This is a genomic window from Pedobacter sp. P26 (genome assembly GCF_050632135.1).
In the GTDB taxonomy this organism is placed as follows: Bacteria; Bacteroidota; Bacteroidia; order Sphingobacteriales; family Sphingobacteriaceae; genus Pedobacter.
The window spans coordinates 2999320-3013184 of the sequence record NZ_CP192574.1; the positions used below are offsets into that span (position 1 = coordinate 2999320).

General features: G+C 37.9%; 13 protein-coding genes and 1 pseudogene. 9 read left to right on the forward strand and 5 right to left on the reverse strand.

Annotation, left to right across the window (positions count from 1 at the left end; translation table 11 throughout):
• Positions 1 to 141: 141 nt before the first annotated feature.
• The 4 genes from ACQ86H_RS13990 to ACQ86H_RS14005 are packed head-to-tail and all read right to left on the reverse strand — an operon-like array spanning position 142 to position 2764.
• Positions 142 to 438, reverse strand: coding sequence for a hypothetical protein (locus ACQ86H_RS13990; RefSeq protein ID WP_431295521.1), 297 nt, complete (start codon positions 436 to 438; stop codon positions 142 to 144).
• Positions 384 to 1733, reverse strand: coding sequence for a solute:sodium symporter family transporter (locus ACQ86H_RS13995; protein WP_431295229.1), 1350 nt, complete (start codon positions 1731 to 1733; stop codon positions 384 to 386). The genes ACQ86H_RS13990 and ACQ86H_RS13995 overlap by 55 nt, the downstream gene beginning before the upstream one ends.
• 9 nt (positions 1734 to 1742) lie before the next feature.
• Positions 1743 to 2528, reverse strand: a complete 786-nt coding sequence (locus tag ACQ86H_RS14000; protein WP_431295230.1) for a GntR family transcriptional regulator — start codon at positions 2526 to 2528, stop codon at positions 1743 to 1745.
• Positions 2529 to 2542: 14 nt separating this feature from the next.
• A complete protein-coding gene (locus tag ACQ86H_RS14005) occupies positions 2543 to 2764 on the reverse strand; it encodes a hypothetical protein (RefSeq protein WP_431295231.1) in 222 nt (73 codons plus the stop codon).
• A 1038-nt stretch (positions 2765 to 3802) separates the two neighbouring features.
• On the opposite strand from ACQ86H_RS14005, the gene ACQ86H_RS14010 reads away from it, so the two are divergent.
• A complete protein-coding gene (locus ACQ86H_RS14010; protein ID WP_431295232.1) occupies positions 3803 to 5128 on the forward strand; it encodes an OmpA family protein in 1326 nt (441 codons plus the stop codon).
• A 187-nt stretch (positions 5129 to 5315) separates the two neighbouring features.
• On the opposite strand, the gene ACQ86H_RS14015 is transcribed toward ACQ86H_RS14010, so the two are convergent.
• A complete protein-coding gene (locus ACQ86H_RS14015) occupies positions 5316 to 6584 on the reverse strand; it encodes a DEAD/DEAH box helicase (RefSeq protein ID WP_431295233.1) in 1269 nt (422 codons plus the stop codon).
• A gap of 324 nt (positions 6585 to 6908) precedes the next feature.
• Here ACQ86H_RS14015 and ACQ86H_RS14020 point away from each other — a divergent pair, with 324 nt between their 5' ends.
• The 8 genes and pseudogenes from ACQ86H_RS14020 (at position 6909) to ACQ86H_RS14055 (ending at position 13762) form a co-directional block, all read left to right on the forward strand.
• On the forward strand, positions 6909 to 7070 hold the full coding sequence (locus tag ACQ86H_RS14020; protein ID WP_431295234.1) for a hypothetical protein: 162 nt from the start codon (positions 6909 to 6911) through the stop codon (positions 7068 to 7070).
• Positions 7071 to 7886: 816 nt separating this feature from the next.
• Positions 7887 to 8909 carry a S66 peptidase family protein gene (locus ACQ86H_RS14025; RefSeq protein WP_431295235.1) on the forward strand — a complete coding sequence of 341 codons (1023 nt, stop codon included), beginning with the start codon at positions 7887 to 7889 and terminating at the stop codon, positions 8907 to 8909.
• 337 nt (positions 8910 to 9246) lie between these two features.
• Complete coding sequence (locus ACQ86H_RS14030) at positions 9247 to 9615, forward strand: TolC family protein (protein WP_431295236.1); 369 nt, start codon at positions 9247 to 9249, stop codon at positions 9613 to 9615.
• Between the two features lie 23 nt (positions 9616 to 9638).
• Positions 9639 to 9998, forward strand: coding sequence for a TolC family protein (locus ACQ86H_RS14035; protein WP_431295400.1), 360 nt, complete (start codon positions 9639 to 9641; stop codon positions 9996 to 9998).
• Positions 9999 to 10008: 10 nt separating this feature from the next.
• Positions 10009 to 10542, forward strand: a complete 534-nt coding sequence (locus tag ACQ86H_RS14040) for a TolC family protein (protein WP_431295237.1) — start codon at positions 10009 to 10011, stop codon at positions 10540 to 10542.
• 45 nt (positions 10543 to 10587) lie between these two features.
• On the forward strand, positions 10588 to 11781 hold the full coding sequence (locus tag ACQ86H_RS14045) for an efflux RND transporter periplasmic adaptor subunit (protein WP_431295238.1): 1194 nt from the start codon (positions 10588 to 10590) through the stop codon (positions 11779 to 11781).
• A pseudogene (locus ACQ86H_RS14050) lies at positions 11781 to 12526 on the forward strand (ABC transporter ATP-binding protein). Before ACQ86H_RS14045 ends, ACQ86H_RS14050 begins: the two are co-directional and overlap by 1 nt.
• 12 nt (positions 12527 to 12538) lie before the next feature.
• The gene (locus ACQ86H_RS14055; protein WP_431295239.1) at positions 12539 to 13762 is read left to right on the forward strand and encodes an ABC transporter permease; all 1224 of its coding nucleotides are present in this window, start codon (positions 12539 to 12541) and stop codon (positions 13760 to 13762) included.
• Positions 13763 to 13865: the final 103 nt, after the last annotated feature.

The following is a 13865-nucleotide window of genomic DNA, read 5'->3' on the forward strand; positions in this document are numbered from 1 at the left end:
GGGAATAAAATGCTTGAAAGCAGGTAAACAAACTTAACTATCCTATCCTATTCTATCCTATTATTTTCTGATACAATGATAAACAAAATATTTAATATTCCAAGCGGGTAAATAAAATATATAAACAACTGAAATACAGGGCTAAGCAAGTATATAAGAAGAGAAAATAAAAAAGACAAGTGCCATGAGTGAAATCAATACAACATGATAATAGTGTCTATTCTGCCAGGGAATAATTTCAATTTTGTTATCCAGCACCATAGTATAGGGAATTTGTTTGGGGTAAAGCTTCGAAATGGATAACATCAATAAAACAGTAATGATAAAGATGATGGCTAATGTATGCAGGTAGTGCAGTTGTATAGAAAATACCCACTCACTCATTACATAACAGGAAATAAAGAAAAGCATCCCGATTTTAGCGGCAATGGGTGGCATTTTTTGGTGATAAAGCCTAAAAAGATAATGGTAAAGATGGGGAGACTAAAAATGGCACTGATTTTTTGCAGGTATTCGTAGAAGCCATGCTTCGAAAATATAATGAAAGGCGCAAACACCATAGCAAACAACGATACCGAAATCTGGAAGAGCCGTCCTGTTCTCAACAAACGCTTATCAGACAATACTTTTCCTTTTTTCTCCATAAAAGGTTTATATAAATTTAAGAGAAATAAGGTACTCGAACTGTTAAGTCCGGCGTTAAAAGTGGTGATGGCAGCCCCAAAAAGTACACAGGCCGATAAACCCATTAAAAGTGGCGGCAGTACATCTTTAATAAGCAGCGGAAATACCTGGTTGGTATTGGTTAAAACAGGATAAAGGTGCACTGCGATTAAGCCGGGAATATTGATCAGCAATGGACAAAGTAATTTAGCAAAACAGGTTAATGCAATGCCCTTTTGGCCTTCTTCCAAACTTTTGGCCGCCAGCACCTGCTGAATGATGTATTGTTCCATTCCCCAGTAATAAAGGTTAACGATCAGCATACCGGTAAACAAAGTAGAAAAAGGAACGGCATCATTACTGCGCCCTATCGAATTGAGGTGTTCTTTTTTGGTAGACAGTACAGTAGAAAGTCCGCTGAAAAAATCGCCCTGACCCAGATAACGCAAGCCATAATATGGCAGGGCGATAATGAGGATCAGCATACCGGCACTCAATACGGTATCAGAAATGGTAATGGCCTTAAATCCACCCAAAATGGTATAAATCGAACCAATCAGGCCCATAATCCATACAAAAACCCAGATGCTTTCCCAATAAGAAAGGTGAAAACCAGAAAGATCGATCAGGTTACTAAAAGCAACGGCACCGCCATAAAGCACCGATGGAAGCAGGTTAATGATATAACTAAACAGAAAAATAACCGAAACCAGCGTTTTAGTCTGTTTATCATAACGTTTCTCCAAAAAATCTGGAATGGTACGGATCCCGGTTTTAAAATAAATGGGAATAAAAAACTCAGAAACGATAATCATAGCAAAAATGGAGGAAATCCCCCAACCAATAACTGACATGTTATTGATGTAAACCGATTCGTTTTCGCCGATAAACTGGTTGGCGCTGATGTTACTAAAAAACAGCGAAGCACCGATAATGATAAAACCATTGGTGCGGTTGGCAAAGAAAAACCCCGTAATGGTTGATCTTTGTGTTTTCCTCGTTTTGAAATAAGAGATGGTCGCGGCCATAACCGTGAACAGGATAAAACTGATGATGGCCGTTGTTCCCACGCGATGGTGTTAAAGTGAATTTCTTCTGATCAGTTTATTTTCCATTACCTGTTTAATGGGCTTTAAGCTCAGCACAAACTCGGCAGCTAAGCGGCCCATGTGCGCAAAATCGATTGAAAAGGTAGTAATCCCATCAAATATGATCTCTTTAACGTTATCATCGTTATGAGAAAGAATCCCAAGATCTTTACCCACTTTTAAGCCTTTAACCTTGGTATCTTTCAGCATTTCCCAAAGCTCGAGGTTGTGTATGGTAAAATAAACCTTATCCGGTGCAATACTACCTGCCTCGTAATTGTTTTTGATTACTCCGTTGATGTTAAATTCTTTTATAAAACGTTTAAAGGAAATTAATACTTCGTTCGGCTCTGCAGAAGAAGGTTTAAAGAAGAAAACAAATTCCGAAAATTCCTTAATTCTGGGTGCCAGTTCTAAAAAAGCGTTATAAGAAGCCTTTTCAAACTCCTGAACAATGTAGGAATAATCGCCTTTCAGTTTTACATAGCGATCTACAATCAATAATTTTTCTTTTGGCAATTGCTCCAAAACTTCTTTGGCCTCATTACTTTCTATCGGTGCAATTACATATAGCCCATACTGGCCTTTGTTGCTGTTTATGATGGACTCGAAAACACTAAAATTGTTGTGGTGAAAATATACATCAACCTGAATGTTACCACCCAGATGATCGCGAAAGTTCTGGTAAAATGTTTCCTGGAAGGTATCGAATGCGTAAATCAGCAAACAAACTTTCAGGTGCTGTTCGGTATCATCAGTAGCTACAAAATAGCCCATCCTGTTTTTTGATTCTAAAATCCCCTGCTGATCAGCTCTTTATAGGCCTTTCCGATGGTTTCTTTAGCAAAACCAGTTTCCCGCATCATTTCGTTAACCGAAGGCAACAAGTCGCCCTTGACAATCAGTTTATGATTAAGGCCATTAATGATTCCCTGTACAAGCTGTTCGTGTTTAGAGAAAGAATTTATGATGCTCAAATCTTTGATTTCATTGAACAACTTTTCCTTATTCATACAGTAATATTTGGTTTAATCGATTTATTAGCGGTTAATTCGCCCGAAATATATAAATTTAATAGAGATATATCTGTAAAAATTTTGTCGTTGTGCCTGATGATGCCACTGAGAAAGATTACGCTAATCATTGAGTATGTCTAATAACGCAAATAATTTGCCACGGAGACGCAGATTGACACAGAACATATTTAGAACAATTCTTTCCTTCACTTTGTCATCCTGAGCGTATTCGAAGATCCATTGCCATAGTTTTCTAACAACAAGTATATAATTCAAAGGAACTTTATTCTAACATATAAGTAATTTAAGGTTTATATAAGCAAATGATCTTTTATCACAGATGAAGACAGATTCTATTGGCAGGTTGCGCCGCCGAAATTATTAATTCCAAACACAAAATGTTGATCATCTGTCAGATGGCACCAACTTCGTTTTGTCAATCCTGAGGGTTAATTAAATTGTTTAAAATCAATATGAGTGACGTACAATTGTCTTCTCTTATACCACGCACGGGCTTGCCTCGGCTCGCCGCCGCCGAAGGGCTCCATCTTTTTGGTGTCAAAAAGAAACAAAAAACACCGACTGAAAATTTTTCTTTCGAAGCTAGTAGGCTGGCTTAAGCAGTGTAGCCCGAAAAATTTGTTAGGCCGGATTTAAGTAGAACGGAGATGCTGTACTATGGCCTAGCTGGATGGAAATGCGAAAGCAGTTAAAATACTGATTAATAATTATTTGTAAAATAACGTCAATTGTAGCGTAATCGAAGGATCCATTGCCGTAGTTTTCTAATAACATGCATACAATTCAAAGGAACTTTATTCTCTAGCCCCTCGCTAATGTATAGTATTCTGTACATAAAAATAGGTAGTATTTATCATTACGTAACTTTTTTGTGAAATAAAATTATTTTGTTAACCTTCTGATAATATGCTGTTTGCGTAATAAACGTGGTGTTTGGCAAGATTTTTTCTTAGTCCATGCAAAACAGTACGATAAAAAAACTGTTAAGACACTAATATTTAAAAATATAATAACATGAATACGAGAATTACAAAATCAACAATGTTGGTTGCATTATTAGGTTTATCATCACAATTGTTTGCCCAGGATACACCAACAACTACGAGTTCCACAGGACGTTTCTCTCCTAAAGAATTTCGTACCTGGTCGGTAGGTGTACACGGAGGTTTGCTAACGCCAAGAACTATTTTTGGTAACTCTAACCACCAATTTGAAACTCCAGTAGAACATATCGGTTACGGAGGTTATATTAAAAAACAAATTTTGCCTCAATTAGGTATCCAAGCAGATTTCTTAGCTGGTAAAGTTGAAGAATTAAGAGCGTCTAACGGTGCAGGTGGTTTCATAGCAAACACAGGTTACAAAACCAACATCCAATGGTCTGGAGCTTTATCAGCAGTTTGGAATGTTGCCAACATTAACATCAATAATGAAAATGCGGTAATTATCCCTTACTTGAAAGCGGGTGCAGGTTACATGTCATCTGGCGCTACTACTATGCCGGCTAATACGCAAGACGCAGGTTATTATAGAGAAGGCTGGTTTGTACCAGTAGGTGCCGGTTTTAAATTGGGTGTTGCTAAAGGGATTAATGTAGATTTAGGTTACGATGTAAATTTTGTTAAATCTGCGAAATTTGATGGAGTTAACACAGGTAGTAACGACAGATTTGCTTATGCACATGCAGGTTTAGAATTTGCTTTAGGCAGTAAAGAAAAACCTCAGTTACAAAACTACAGTTCATTGGCTAACTTACGTCAACAAAGTGCTGAAGAAAGTGCTGAATTAAGAAGAGCATTATCTACTGCTGAGCAAAATGCACAACGCGATAGAGAGCAATATGCGAAAGACCTTGGTGATGACGATAATGACGGTGTAGCAAACAAATTTGACAAATGCCCTGGAACTGCTTCAGGTACAGTTGTTGATGGTTCTGGTTGCCCAATTAAAGTTCAACGCGAAGTAATTAAAGAAACCAGAGTAATTACTGAAGAAGACCGTAAAGTGGTTAAAGATGCGATTTCTAACTTAGAATTCGATTTGGGTAAATCAACCATCCGTTCTAAATCTTATGCTACTTTAAACCGCGTTGCTGGTTTATTAGTAGAGAAAAACTTCAGCTTAAAATTAGCTGGTCACACTGATAATACTGGTGGTAGAGAGTTAAACTTACGTTTATCTAAAGACAGAGCAGAATCAGTAAAAGCTTACTTAGTATCTCAAGGTGCAAATGCATCAAGAATCGAAGCTACAGGTTATGGACCTGACCAACCAATTGCAACAAACAAAACTGCAGCTGGCCGTCAACAAAACCGTCGTGTAGAATTTACTTTATACTAATTGTAAATAACGGTTAATGAAAGAGCTCCTCAGATTAATTTCTGAGGAGCTTTTTTTATATTAGAAATCGTCATGATAAACTCGTTTCAACATCTTTTTTGGTGGAATATACACTGAAATAAATCCGATAGCTATCGGATCAGGGGGACACCCCGTTATTAAGACAATCCCTTTTTATTTTTATAGGTCATTTTGGCTTTAGTGCCTGCACTATAATTGTAGTTTTTAAGGTTGCTGGCTTTTTTTCATGAAATGCAGCACCCCGCTCTGAAGATCCATCTTCTTCGGCACCTTTCTTTTTCTTAGGTTTATCAGCAGCATCAACCACTTTTAAATCTTCAGGCAATTCCATGATCTCTAATTTCTGGCCAATAGCCTGTTCAATTTTTTTCACTTCAATCAATTCAATATCGGTAGAAAAAGTAATGGCCACCACATCTTCATCGCCATGCTTAACAATGCGCTGAATTAAGGTTTCTTTCTGCTCTGGCAATTCAAAGTGCAGGATAAAAGGAATTCCTTCAATATTGAGTTCGCCTAAATTCTCATTCGCAACAATTAAAACTCTTGCCTTTGGGTTATCTTTAAAGTCATCAATATCATCATAACCCTTATCATCAAAAAACAGCGAGCGGTAAATGCTAATTTCACCTTCTTTATGCTGATTAAAGTTTTTATAAACTGTTTGTGCAGTTAACCGTGTATTTACAAAAACCACAACTTTATCAAAAACTTCCGTATCGCCTAGTAATAAAATTAACAGATTTAGTTTTGTTCTGAAATTCGGTACCAGATAAAGCATTTGCTGATAAACTTCCGCCTGCTTTTCTCCTATTTCATCAACCTCGATGGTTGTAGTAGAATCTTTCATAAAAGGCGAAATCATGTGGTTCAATTTTTCGTGCATTACCTCGGTAAACACCACATGCTGAGATTTATAAGCACTGTTAGCTAATTCTACAACTGGTAATTGCAGGCCTTTTTTAACAATAAGCTCTGCATTATCAACTATAAATAACTGGATTTTGTTCGTATTTAATGCCAATTTCAGGTATAAGGCACGTGCACGGTCTGGTACTGCAACAATAATATCACAGCCATCTGTGATTTCATTCATTTGGGTATCAACAGCGCCACGGCTATCAATTCCCAAAATTCTAAATGTACTGTTCCGGTTTAATAATTTAAATTGTTCCAAAACATGATCTACATGTTCTGCGTCTGGCACTAAAATTAAAGCCCTGGGTGCTTCCTCAAAGGCGTATTTCAATTTCATTAAAGTAGCTAAAACATAAGTTGTTGTTTTTCCTGAACCCTCCGGTCCCACCGCTATAACATCTTGTCCACCTAAAATGCGCGACATTGTTCTGGCCTGGATTTCTTTTGGAGTTAAAAATCCCGCATCAGTCATGGCGGCAACAAGTGGTTTACTAAGTTTTAATTTATCTAAAGACACAATTACTATTTTAATGTTGAACTGCAAATATCCTTAAAATAATTAGCTTTTCTGAAATTGAATTTAAAGGCATCGAAATGTATGCCGCCAGCGATTGGTTACTTTAGCACCACTATCTGTTTATTTTTGCAAGTTTTATATCATCTGGAGCTATTTATAAAATTAAAAACAGCTTACATTAAAAAATAATTAACTGAAAATAAATATGTTAATGTGTTATTGAAAATAATAACTACTAAATCTATAGATATTATATACTTATTTATATATTTGCTCAACATTAATCAATAAGAAAAATATGTTGAACTGTTAAAAACTAAAATCATGTCTATTTATTTTCAATATCCTGCTATAGATGAATATCCGGTCTTCACCTATCCGTTAAAAACAGAAACTGATGAGCCACAGAATTCGGCAGAGGAAGATAGCTTAAATAAAGAACAGATTTTAGAATTAAGAGATTATTTAGCATTAAGACAGTTATAAATAATGGGCCAGTTGACCGATGGGAAGGTTGGAGTTTCATAAACTTTTTATAATGGTTCGAATCCATTACTAGGCCGCAAAGTGTATCTCATAGCACTTTACCTGATTCTGCTCAATCAGGTAAGATTTGGTTATCTTATATTTGTTTTGTTGTTAGCAAAGGCTATCCGCGATGGGTAGCCTTTACCTTTTACGTAAATGCTGTCATCTTGAGCACAGCATAGGATCTCGACCAAAGCCCCTACCTTTCGGATATTTAGAAGCGCAGTTTCAGTGCTTATGGTAAAGGTTTGGTCCTGCTGTACACTGCAATCTTTTTGTGAAAATTCGAAAATACAATATAAAAGAACCAAAAAGTATTTTCGTTTCCATCAGGGCTATTTGGCACATACAGCGGTTTAAAGAGCTATCAAATCATTAATAGCGTCAAAAAACTGTGAAGTAATTAATAGATACTTCGCTTCACTCACCTCGAACAGAGCAACGCGAAGTGGAGAGATCTGTCTAGACAGATTTTAATGAGCAGTGGTATCTGATCACCTCGAAAGGACGATAACTTGAGAGAATTTATGCGTAAATTAATGGCCGTCATTCATATTTATTTTTAAACGATAAATTATCACTAAGGCCAACAAAACATTTTTTTCAAAATCTCAAAACATTTTATTTCATTCGTGGTTATCTATATAATTCACATTATACTAATCTTTTACAGATTAATTTGTTTGGTTTAAAAAAGGGATTTATGGATATAAATCCCTTTTCTTTTATGCGAATATTTTAAATCCTATATTAGCATTTACATTCCTATTTTAGATGAACAGAAAACATTTCCTTTCTTCCTTTATCGCGACAGCAACTATACTTCCTGCTTTTAAAACACTCGCAAATACCGTTGAAAACGAAAGTTCATCATTTAAGATCCCTCCTTATTTGAAACCTGGTGATACCATTGGAATAACAAGTCCGGCGGGATATATTACCCTGGAGCAGATCCAGCCTTCAGTTTTACAGATGCAAAGTTGGGGTTTTACCATAAAAATTGGCGATACCATTGGTAAACGCGATTTTACCTATGGCGGTACCGATGATGAAAGGTTAGCGGATTTTCAGAAAATGCTTGATGATCCAACAATTAAAGCCATTATGTGTGCCCGCGGCGGTTATGGTTTTATACGGATAATCGATAAACTCGATTTCTCTTTGTTCAAAAGAAAGCCGAAATGGATTATTGGCTTTAGTGATATTACCGTTTTACATTGCCATTTGGCCAAAAACTATGGCATTGCCTCTATCCATTCCAAAATGTGCAATAGTTTTCCTGATGATTGGAGTAAAGCCGAACCTATACAGATTGAAACAATTCTATCCATAAAAAATGCTTTGATTGGGGAACAAATGGGCTATACTGCTCCTTCTAACATGAATAACCGGCAAGGAAAAGTTGATGGCATCTTAGTGGGCGGAAACCTGAGTATCATCGAAACTTTGGCAGGAAGTGATTCTGATTTGGATACAAAAGGGAAAATACTCTTCATCGAAGATACTGGCGAATACCTCTACAGCGTTGACAGGATGTTGTGGAACCTAAAACGCAGCGGCAAACTGAAAAACCTAAAGGGATTAATCGTTGGTGGTTTTAAAATCAAACCTGATGATGTTGGCGAAGAATTCGGCAAAACCATTTATGATAGCGTATTAGAAAAAGTAAAGGAATACAATTATCCTGTAGCTTTCAATTTCCCTGTTGGGCACCAACGAAATAATTTCGCCCTAAAATGTGGTGTAAATCACATTTTGATCGTAAACGAAACGGGTTCGGTATTACGGACGATTTAACCTAATTTACCATTCGTATTTTCGTCATCTCGACTGAAACGTAGTGGAATGGAGAGATCTACCTCCATAGATTTAGCTTCGCTGAGCACTTCGTGGTTCTCGGCTGCGTTACCGATGTAAAATCGGTACAGGTAGTACTCCGCTCGAAATGACGAGCTTTATCATGGTCAAAATAACATACAAGCCTACGCTTTCTGTTAAAACTCAAAACTGACTAATCTCAAAGTTTTAATCTTTCGTCGCAGCATTTCCTGCATTGGTCTCAATTTTTAAAATGCGGTCTTAACCGGATATATTTTTGTGTTCAATAGTTCTATAGACACAAAATTTATTCGCCATGAGCAGATACATTAAATATATTGTCGTACTCATTTTGCTTAGTGCGGGCTACAAAACCAAAGCTCAGGATATCCCACAGGTTTGGGATCTGAAAACGGCTATCGAGTATGCCAAAGAAAAAAATATCAGCATCAATACCTTAAAGCTGAGTTCTCAAACGGCTGAGCAAAATTTAATTGCTTCAAAAGCCGCTGTACTCCCAAATTTATCCGGAAATGTTTCACAAGCCATCACCAATTATAAATCTGGTTTGCAAAATACAAGTGGTTTTGGCTTAAGTTCGGATATGACGCTTTACAATGGAAGTTATTTAAAAAACGACATCAAGTCTAAAAACTCAGTCTGCAAACGGCAAATCTATCAGTAGAAGCGGCTAAAAATGACATTACCATTTCCATCACCCAAGCTTATCTGAATATTTTATTGGCCAGAGAAAACATCACCTATTTAAAAGATCTGTTAACTACCAGCGAAGCTCAGGTTAAACAATCAGAGCAGCAATTTAAATTTGGAACCATTGCCAAAAAAGACCTTTTGCAGTTGCAGGCCACTTACGCCAATGATAAATATACTTTGGTTACTGCACAGAATACTTTACAGCAAAATATTTTAACTTTAAAACAGCTGTTGCAATTGCCTACAGCTACTCCTTTTGAAGTAAGTGCAACCGATACCGTTGCAGTTGCCCCGGCATTGGACAATTTAGCTTCAGCACAAGATCAAGCTCCTGCGTACCCGTCCGGAAATTAAAAGCGGAGAATTGAATATCCAGCTTCAAACTACCGAACTTGCCAAAGCAAAATCAACCTTGCGCCCTACGCTGAGTTTAGGAGGATCGCTAAATGCAGGTTATAACAATAATAATATTGGAGGTTATGGATACCAGTTAAATAATAGCTTTTATCAAAACTTAGGCCTAACACTTTCCATCCCGATTTTTGATAGAAAAGTGACCAAAACAAATGTGGCGAAAGCAAATATTGGTATCGAGCAGGCCCGTTTATCACTTTTAGATGCTAAAACAACTTTGACTCAAAATGTAGAACGTGCTTACATTAATGTACAAAATGCAAATAGCCAGTATGCCGCTGCGCAGGAACAGTTTAAATATACAAGCGAGGCATTAAGGATTTCGAACGCAGCTTTAAAAGAAGGTACCAATAATATTGTAGAGAACCTGCAACAGAAAAATTTATATGTACAGGCATTACAGGCCTTTGTTCAGGCAAAATATACAGCAAGCCTTTATACCAAAATCTATAATTTTTATACGGGAGTTCCTATTACTAACTAAAATACATGATGATGGCTACCGCCTAGTCTACTTAATATTTGAATCATGAAAAAGAAAACAATATTTATTATCATCGGTATCGTAGTAGCGTTGTTTGCGGTTTGGTACTTCGCGCTGCGCAAAAAAGAACAGGTGGTTGTTCTCGAAACCGAAAAACCTAAAATGGGTTATATTTCAGAAAATGTTACGGCCACAGGAAAGGTTCAGCCAGTCGATACGGTAGCTGTAGGTACCCAGGTTTCGGGAACCATTAAAACGCTATATGCAGATTTTAACTCGAAGGTAAAAAAAGGACAGTTATTGGCAGAATTGGATAAAACCCTGTTTGAGGCTACTGTAAATCAATATCAGGCCAACCTGGTAAGTGCTCAGAGTGCATTGGTTTACCAGCAGGGCAATTTCAGCCGTCAAAGTAACCTGTATAAGGTTGGTGCGGTGAGCAAAGCAGACTATGATAATGCACTATACACCTATAATGCTTCAAAAGCATCGGCGAATAGCATTAAGGCTCAACTCGCTTCTGCTGAAAAGAATCTGTCGCTGGCGAGCATTTATTCTCCCATTGATGGAACCGTGCTTTCAAGGAGTGTTAGTGAAGGAACAACTGTAGCGGCCAGCTTTAGCACACCAACCATTTTCAGTATTGCGAAAGATCTGACTAAAATGCAGGTAGAAGCTTCTGTAGATGAGGCAGATGTAGGGGATATCTCAAAAGGAGAACGAGCGACGTTTACTGTTGATGCTTTTTTAAACGATACTTTTAAAGGAACCATACAAGAAATCAGGTTAAGTCCTTCCATTTCCTCAAATGTAGTTACCTATAAAACCATCATCAATACTTCAAATGATGCGAATAAGTTAAAACCAGGTATGACAGCAAACATCACCATCTTCACTAAAGAGGTAAATAATGCACTGCTTATCCCTACAAAGGCAATAAAATTTGCTCCGGATTCAACTTTAGCGGGTAAATATCAAATGACCTGGATTAACCCAGACAGGAAACCTGCCGGAGCAGATGAGGCTTATGTTTGGGTACAAAAAAGTCCAAAAGAATTGCTGCAGAAGAAAATTAAAACCGGTATAAATGACAATACACATGTTGAAGTTTTATCAGGATTAGCAGCAGCAGATGTAGTAATTACAGGTTCAAAAAGTATGGGTAAAAGTCAGGCGGCAGCACAAGGTCAATCCAGTCCTTTTATGCCAAAACGCCCGGGCGGTAACAGAAGGAAATAATGGAACAGAAGATATTAGATATACACGATTTAAAACGTGAGTTTGTAATGGGAGATCAAACCGTCAGGGCTTTGAAAGGCATCACTTTTGATATCAAGGCCGGCGAATTTGTAACCATTATGGGCAGTAGCGGCTCGGGTAAAACGACGCTTTTAAACATCCTGGGTTGTTTAGATAAACCTACTGAAGGTAGTTATCTGCTTGATGGTGTTGATGTTAAAAGCTTAAACCGTGACGAATTGGCTGGTTTGCGCAATACCAAAATCGGTTTTGTTTTCCAGGCTTATAACCTTTTGCCCAGAACATCGGCACTGGAGAATGTTGAGTTGCCCTTATTCTACAACAAAACCATCACGGCTCAAGAACGCAAGGAAAGGGCCATTAAATCGCTCGAATCGGTAAAACTTGCCGAGCGGTTTGATCATACCCCGAGTCAGCTTTCCGGGGGCAACAACAGCGTGTGGCGATTGCCCGGGCTTTGGTTAATCATCCGGTGATGATCTTGGCTGATGAAGCTACCGGAAACCTGGATACCCGAACCTCTTATGAAATTATGGCATTGATGCAGGAATTGAATGCAGAAGGAAAAACCATCGTTTTTGTAACACATGAGCCTGATATCGCTGCTTTTAGTACCAGGACCATTATGCTTCGCGACGGAAAAATCCAAAAGGACAGCATTAACCAAAATCAACGTTCGGCCAAAGAGGCACTTGCCAATTTACCAGAATCGGATGATTACTAATTTGAGAAGATCATGAGCATTATAAATTTATTAAAGATTGCCTTCAGGGCATTAAAAAGAAATAAGCTACGTGCTTTTTTAACCATGCTCGGCATCATTATTGGTGTGGCCGCGGTAATTGCCATGATGGCCATTGGTGAAGGTTCTAAACAAAGTATCAGGTCTTCATTATCAGGAATGGGTTCGAACATGATTACCATAATGCCCCAAAGCAATGAACCTGGTGGTGTGCGTTTACAGGGAAGCAGCATCCAAACCCTAAAACTGGAAGATATTACAGCGATTCAAAAATTACAGTCTAAAAATATAAATGGTTTATCCCCTGTGGTTTCTACCAGCGGACAGGCCATTAAGGGCGGCTATAACTGGCCAACAACCATTACCGGGGTAAGCCCGGAGTATTTGAACATTCGTCAGTTAAAACTCCAGGATGGTATTCTTTTTTCTGAAAATGATGTAAAAAGCTTCGCTAAGGTTTGTTTGTTGGGTAAAACCGTAATCGATAACCTATTTCCTGACGGAAGTAACCCGATCGGGCAAATCATCAGGTTTAAAAATATTCCTTTTCAGGTAATCGGTATTTTAGAGCCAAAAGGGCAGAGTAATTTTGGTCAGGATCAGGACGATATTATCTTAGCTCCCTACACTACCGTACAAAAAAGGATCACCGCAACCAATTATCTACAGAGTATTTATGCTTCTGCAACTACCGAAGCTTCAAGTGCAACTGCCACAACCGAAATATCTGACGCTATAAGAGAAAGCCACAGGTTAACTGCGTCAGAAACTGATGATTTTCAGGTTCGTACACAGGCCGAGTTAATCAGCACCATTAGTTCTACCAGTAGCATGTTAACCGTTCTTTTAACGGCTATTGCAGGTATTTCACTGTTTATCGGTGGTATTGGGATTATGAATATTATGTATGTTTCGGTTACTGAACGTACCCGCGAAATAGGTTTACGTATGTCTATCGGTGCCCGCGGACAAGATGTTTTGATGCAATTTTTAATAGAGGCTATCTTAATCAGTATTACAGGCGGAATTATCGGGGTGATTTTGGGTGTAAGTTCAGCATACCTCATCTCCTATTTTTTGAACTGGCCAATTTTAATTTCAGAATCTTCAATCATTATTTCCTTTGTTGTATGTGCCATTACAGGTGTTTTCTTCGGCTATTATCCAGCTAAAAAAGCCTCTAATTTAGATCCGATTGATGCATTAAGATACGAATAGCGATCAGCACTAGTGCTAAGCGCTCACGTCATCCCCGCGCAGGTAGGGATCTTAAAGCATTTTAACATGATCCCTGAAATAAATTGGCGTGACAAAAGCGTAA

What these genes read in the sequence shown, in the direction of transcription:
- ACQ86H_RS13990 (WP_431295521.1), bottom strand. Translation starts at nt 438, where the DNA reads ATGCCACCCATTGCCGCTAAAATCGGGATGCTTTTCTTTATTTCCTGT.
- ACQ86H_RS14030 (WP_431295236.1), top strand. Translation starts at nt 9,247, where the DNA reads ATGAGCAGATACATTAAATATATTGTCGTACTCATTTTGCTTAGTGCG.
- ACQ86H_RS14000 (WP_431295230.1), bottom strand. Translation starts at nt 2,528, where the DNA reads ATGGGCTATTTTGTAGCTACTGATGATACCGAACAGCACCTGAAAGTT.
- ACQ86H_RS14010 (WP_431295232.1), top strand. Translation starts at nt 3,803, where the DNA reads ATGAATACGAGAATTACAAAATCAACAATGTTGGTTGCATTATTAGGT.
- ACQ86H_RS14005 (WP_431295231.1), bottom strand. Translation starts at nt 2,764, where the DNA reads ATGAATAAGGAAAAGTTGTTCAATGAAATCAAAGATTTGAGCATCATA.
- ACQ86H_RS14055 (WP_431295239.1), top strand. Translation starts at nt 12,539, where the DNA reads ATGAGCATTATAAATTTATTAAAGATTGCCTTCAGGGCATTAAAAAGA.
- ACQ86H_RS14025 (WP_431295235.1), top strand. Translation starts at nt 7,887, where the DNA reads ATGAACAGAAAACATTTCCTTTCTTCCTTTATCGCGACAGCAACTATA.
- ACQ86H_RS14045 (WP_431295238.1), top strand. Translation starts at nt 10,588, where the DNA reads ATGAAAAAGAAAACAATATTTATTATCATCGGTATCGTAGTAGCGTTG.
- ACQ86H_RS14020 (WP_431295234.1), top strand. Translation starts at nt 6,909, where the DNA reads ATGTCTATTTATTTTCAATATCCTGCTATAGATGAATATCCGGTCTTC.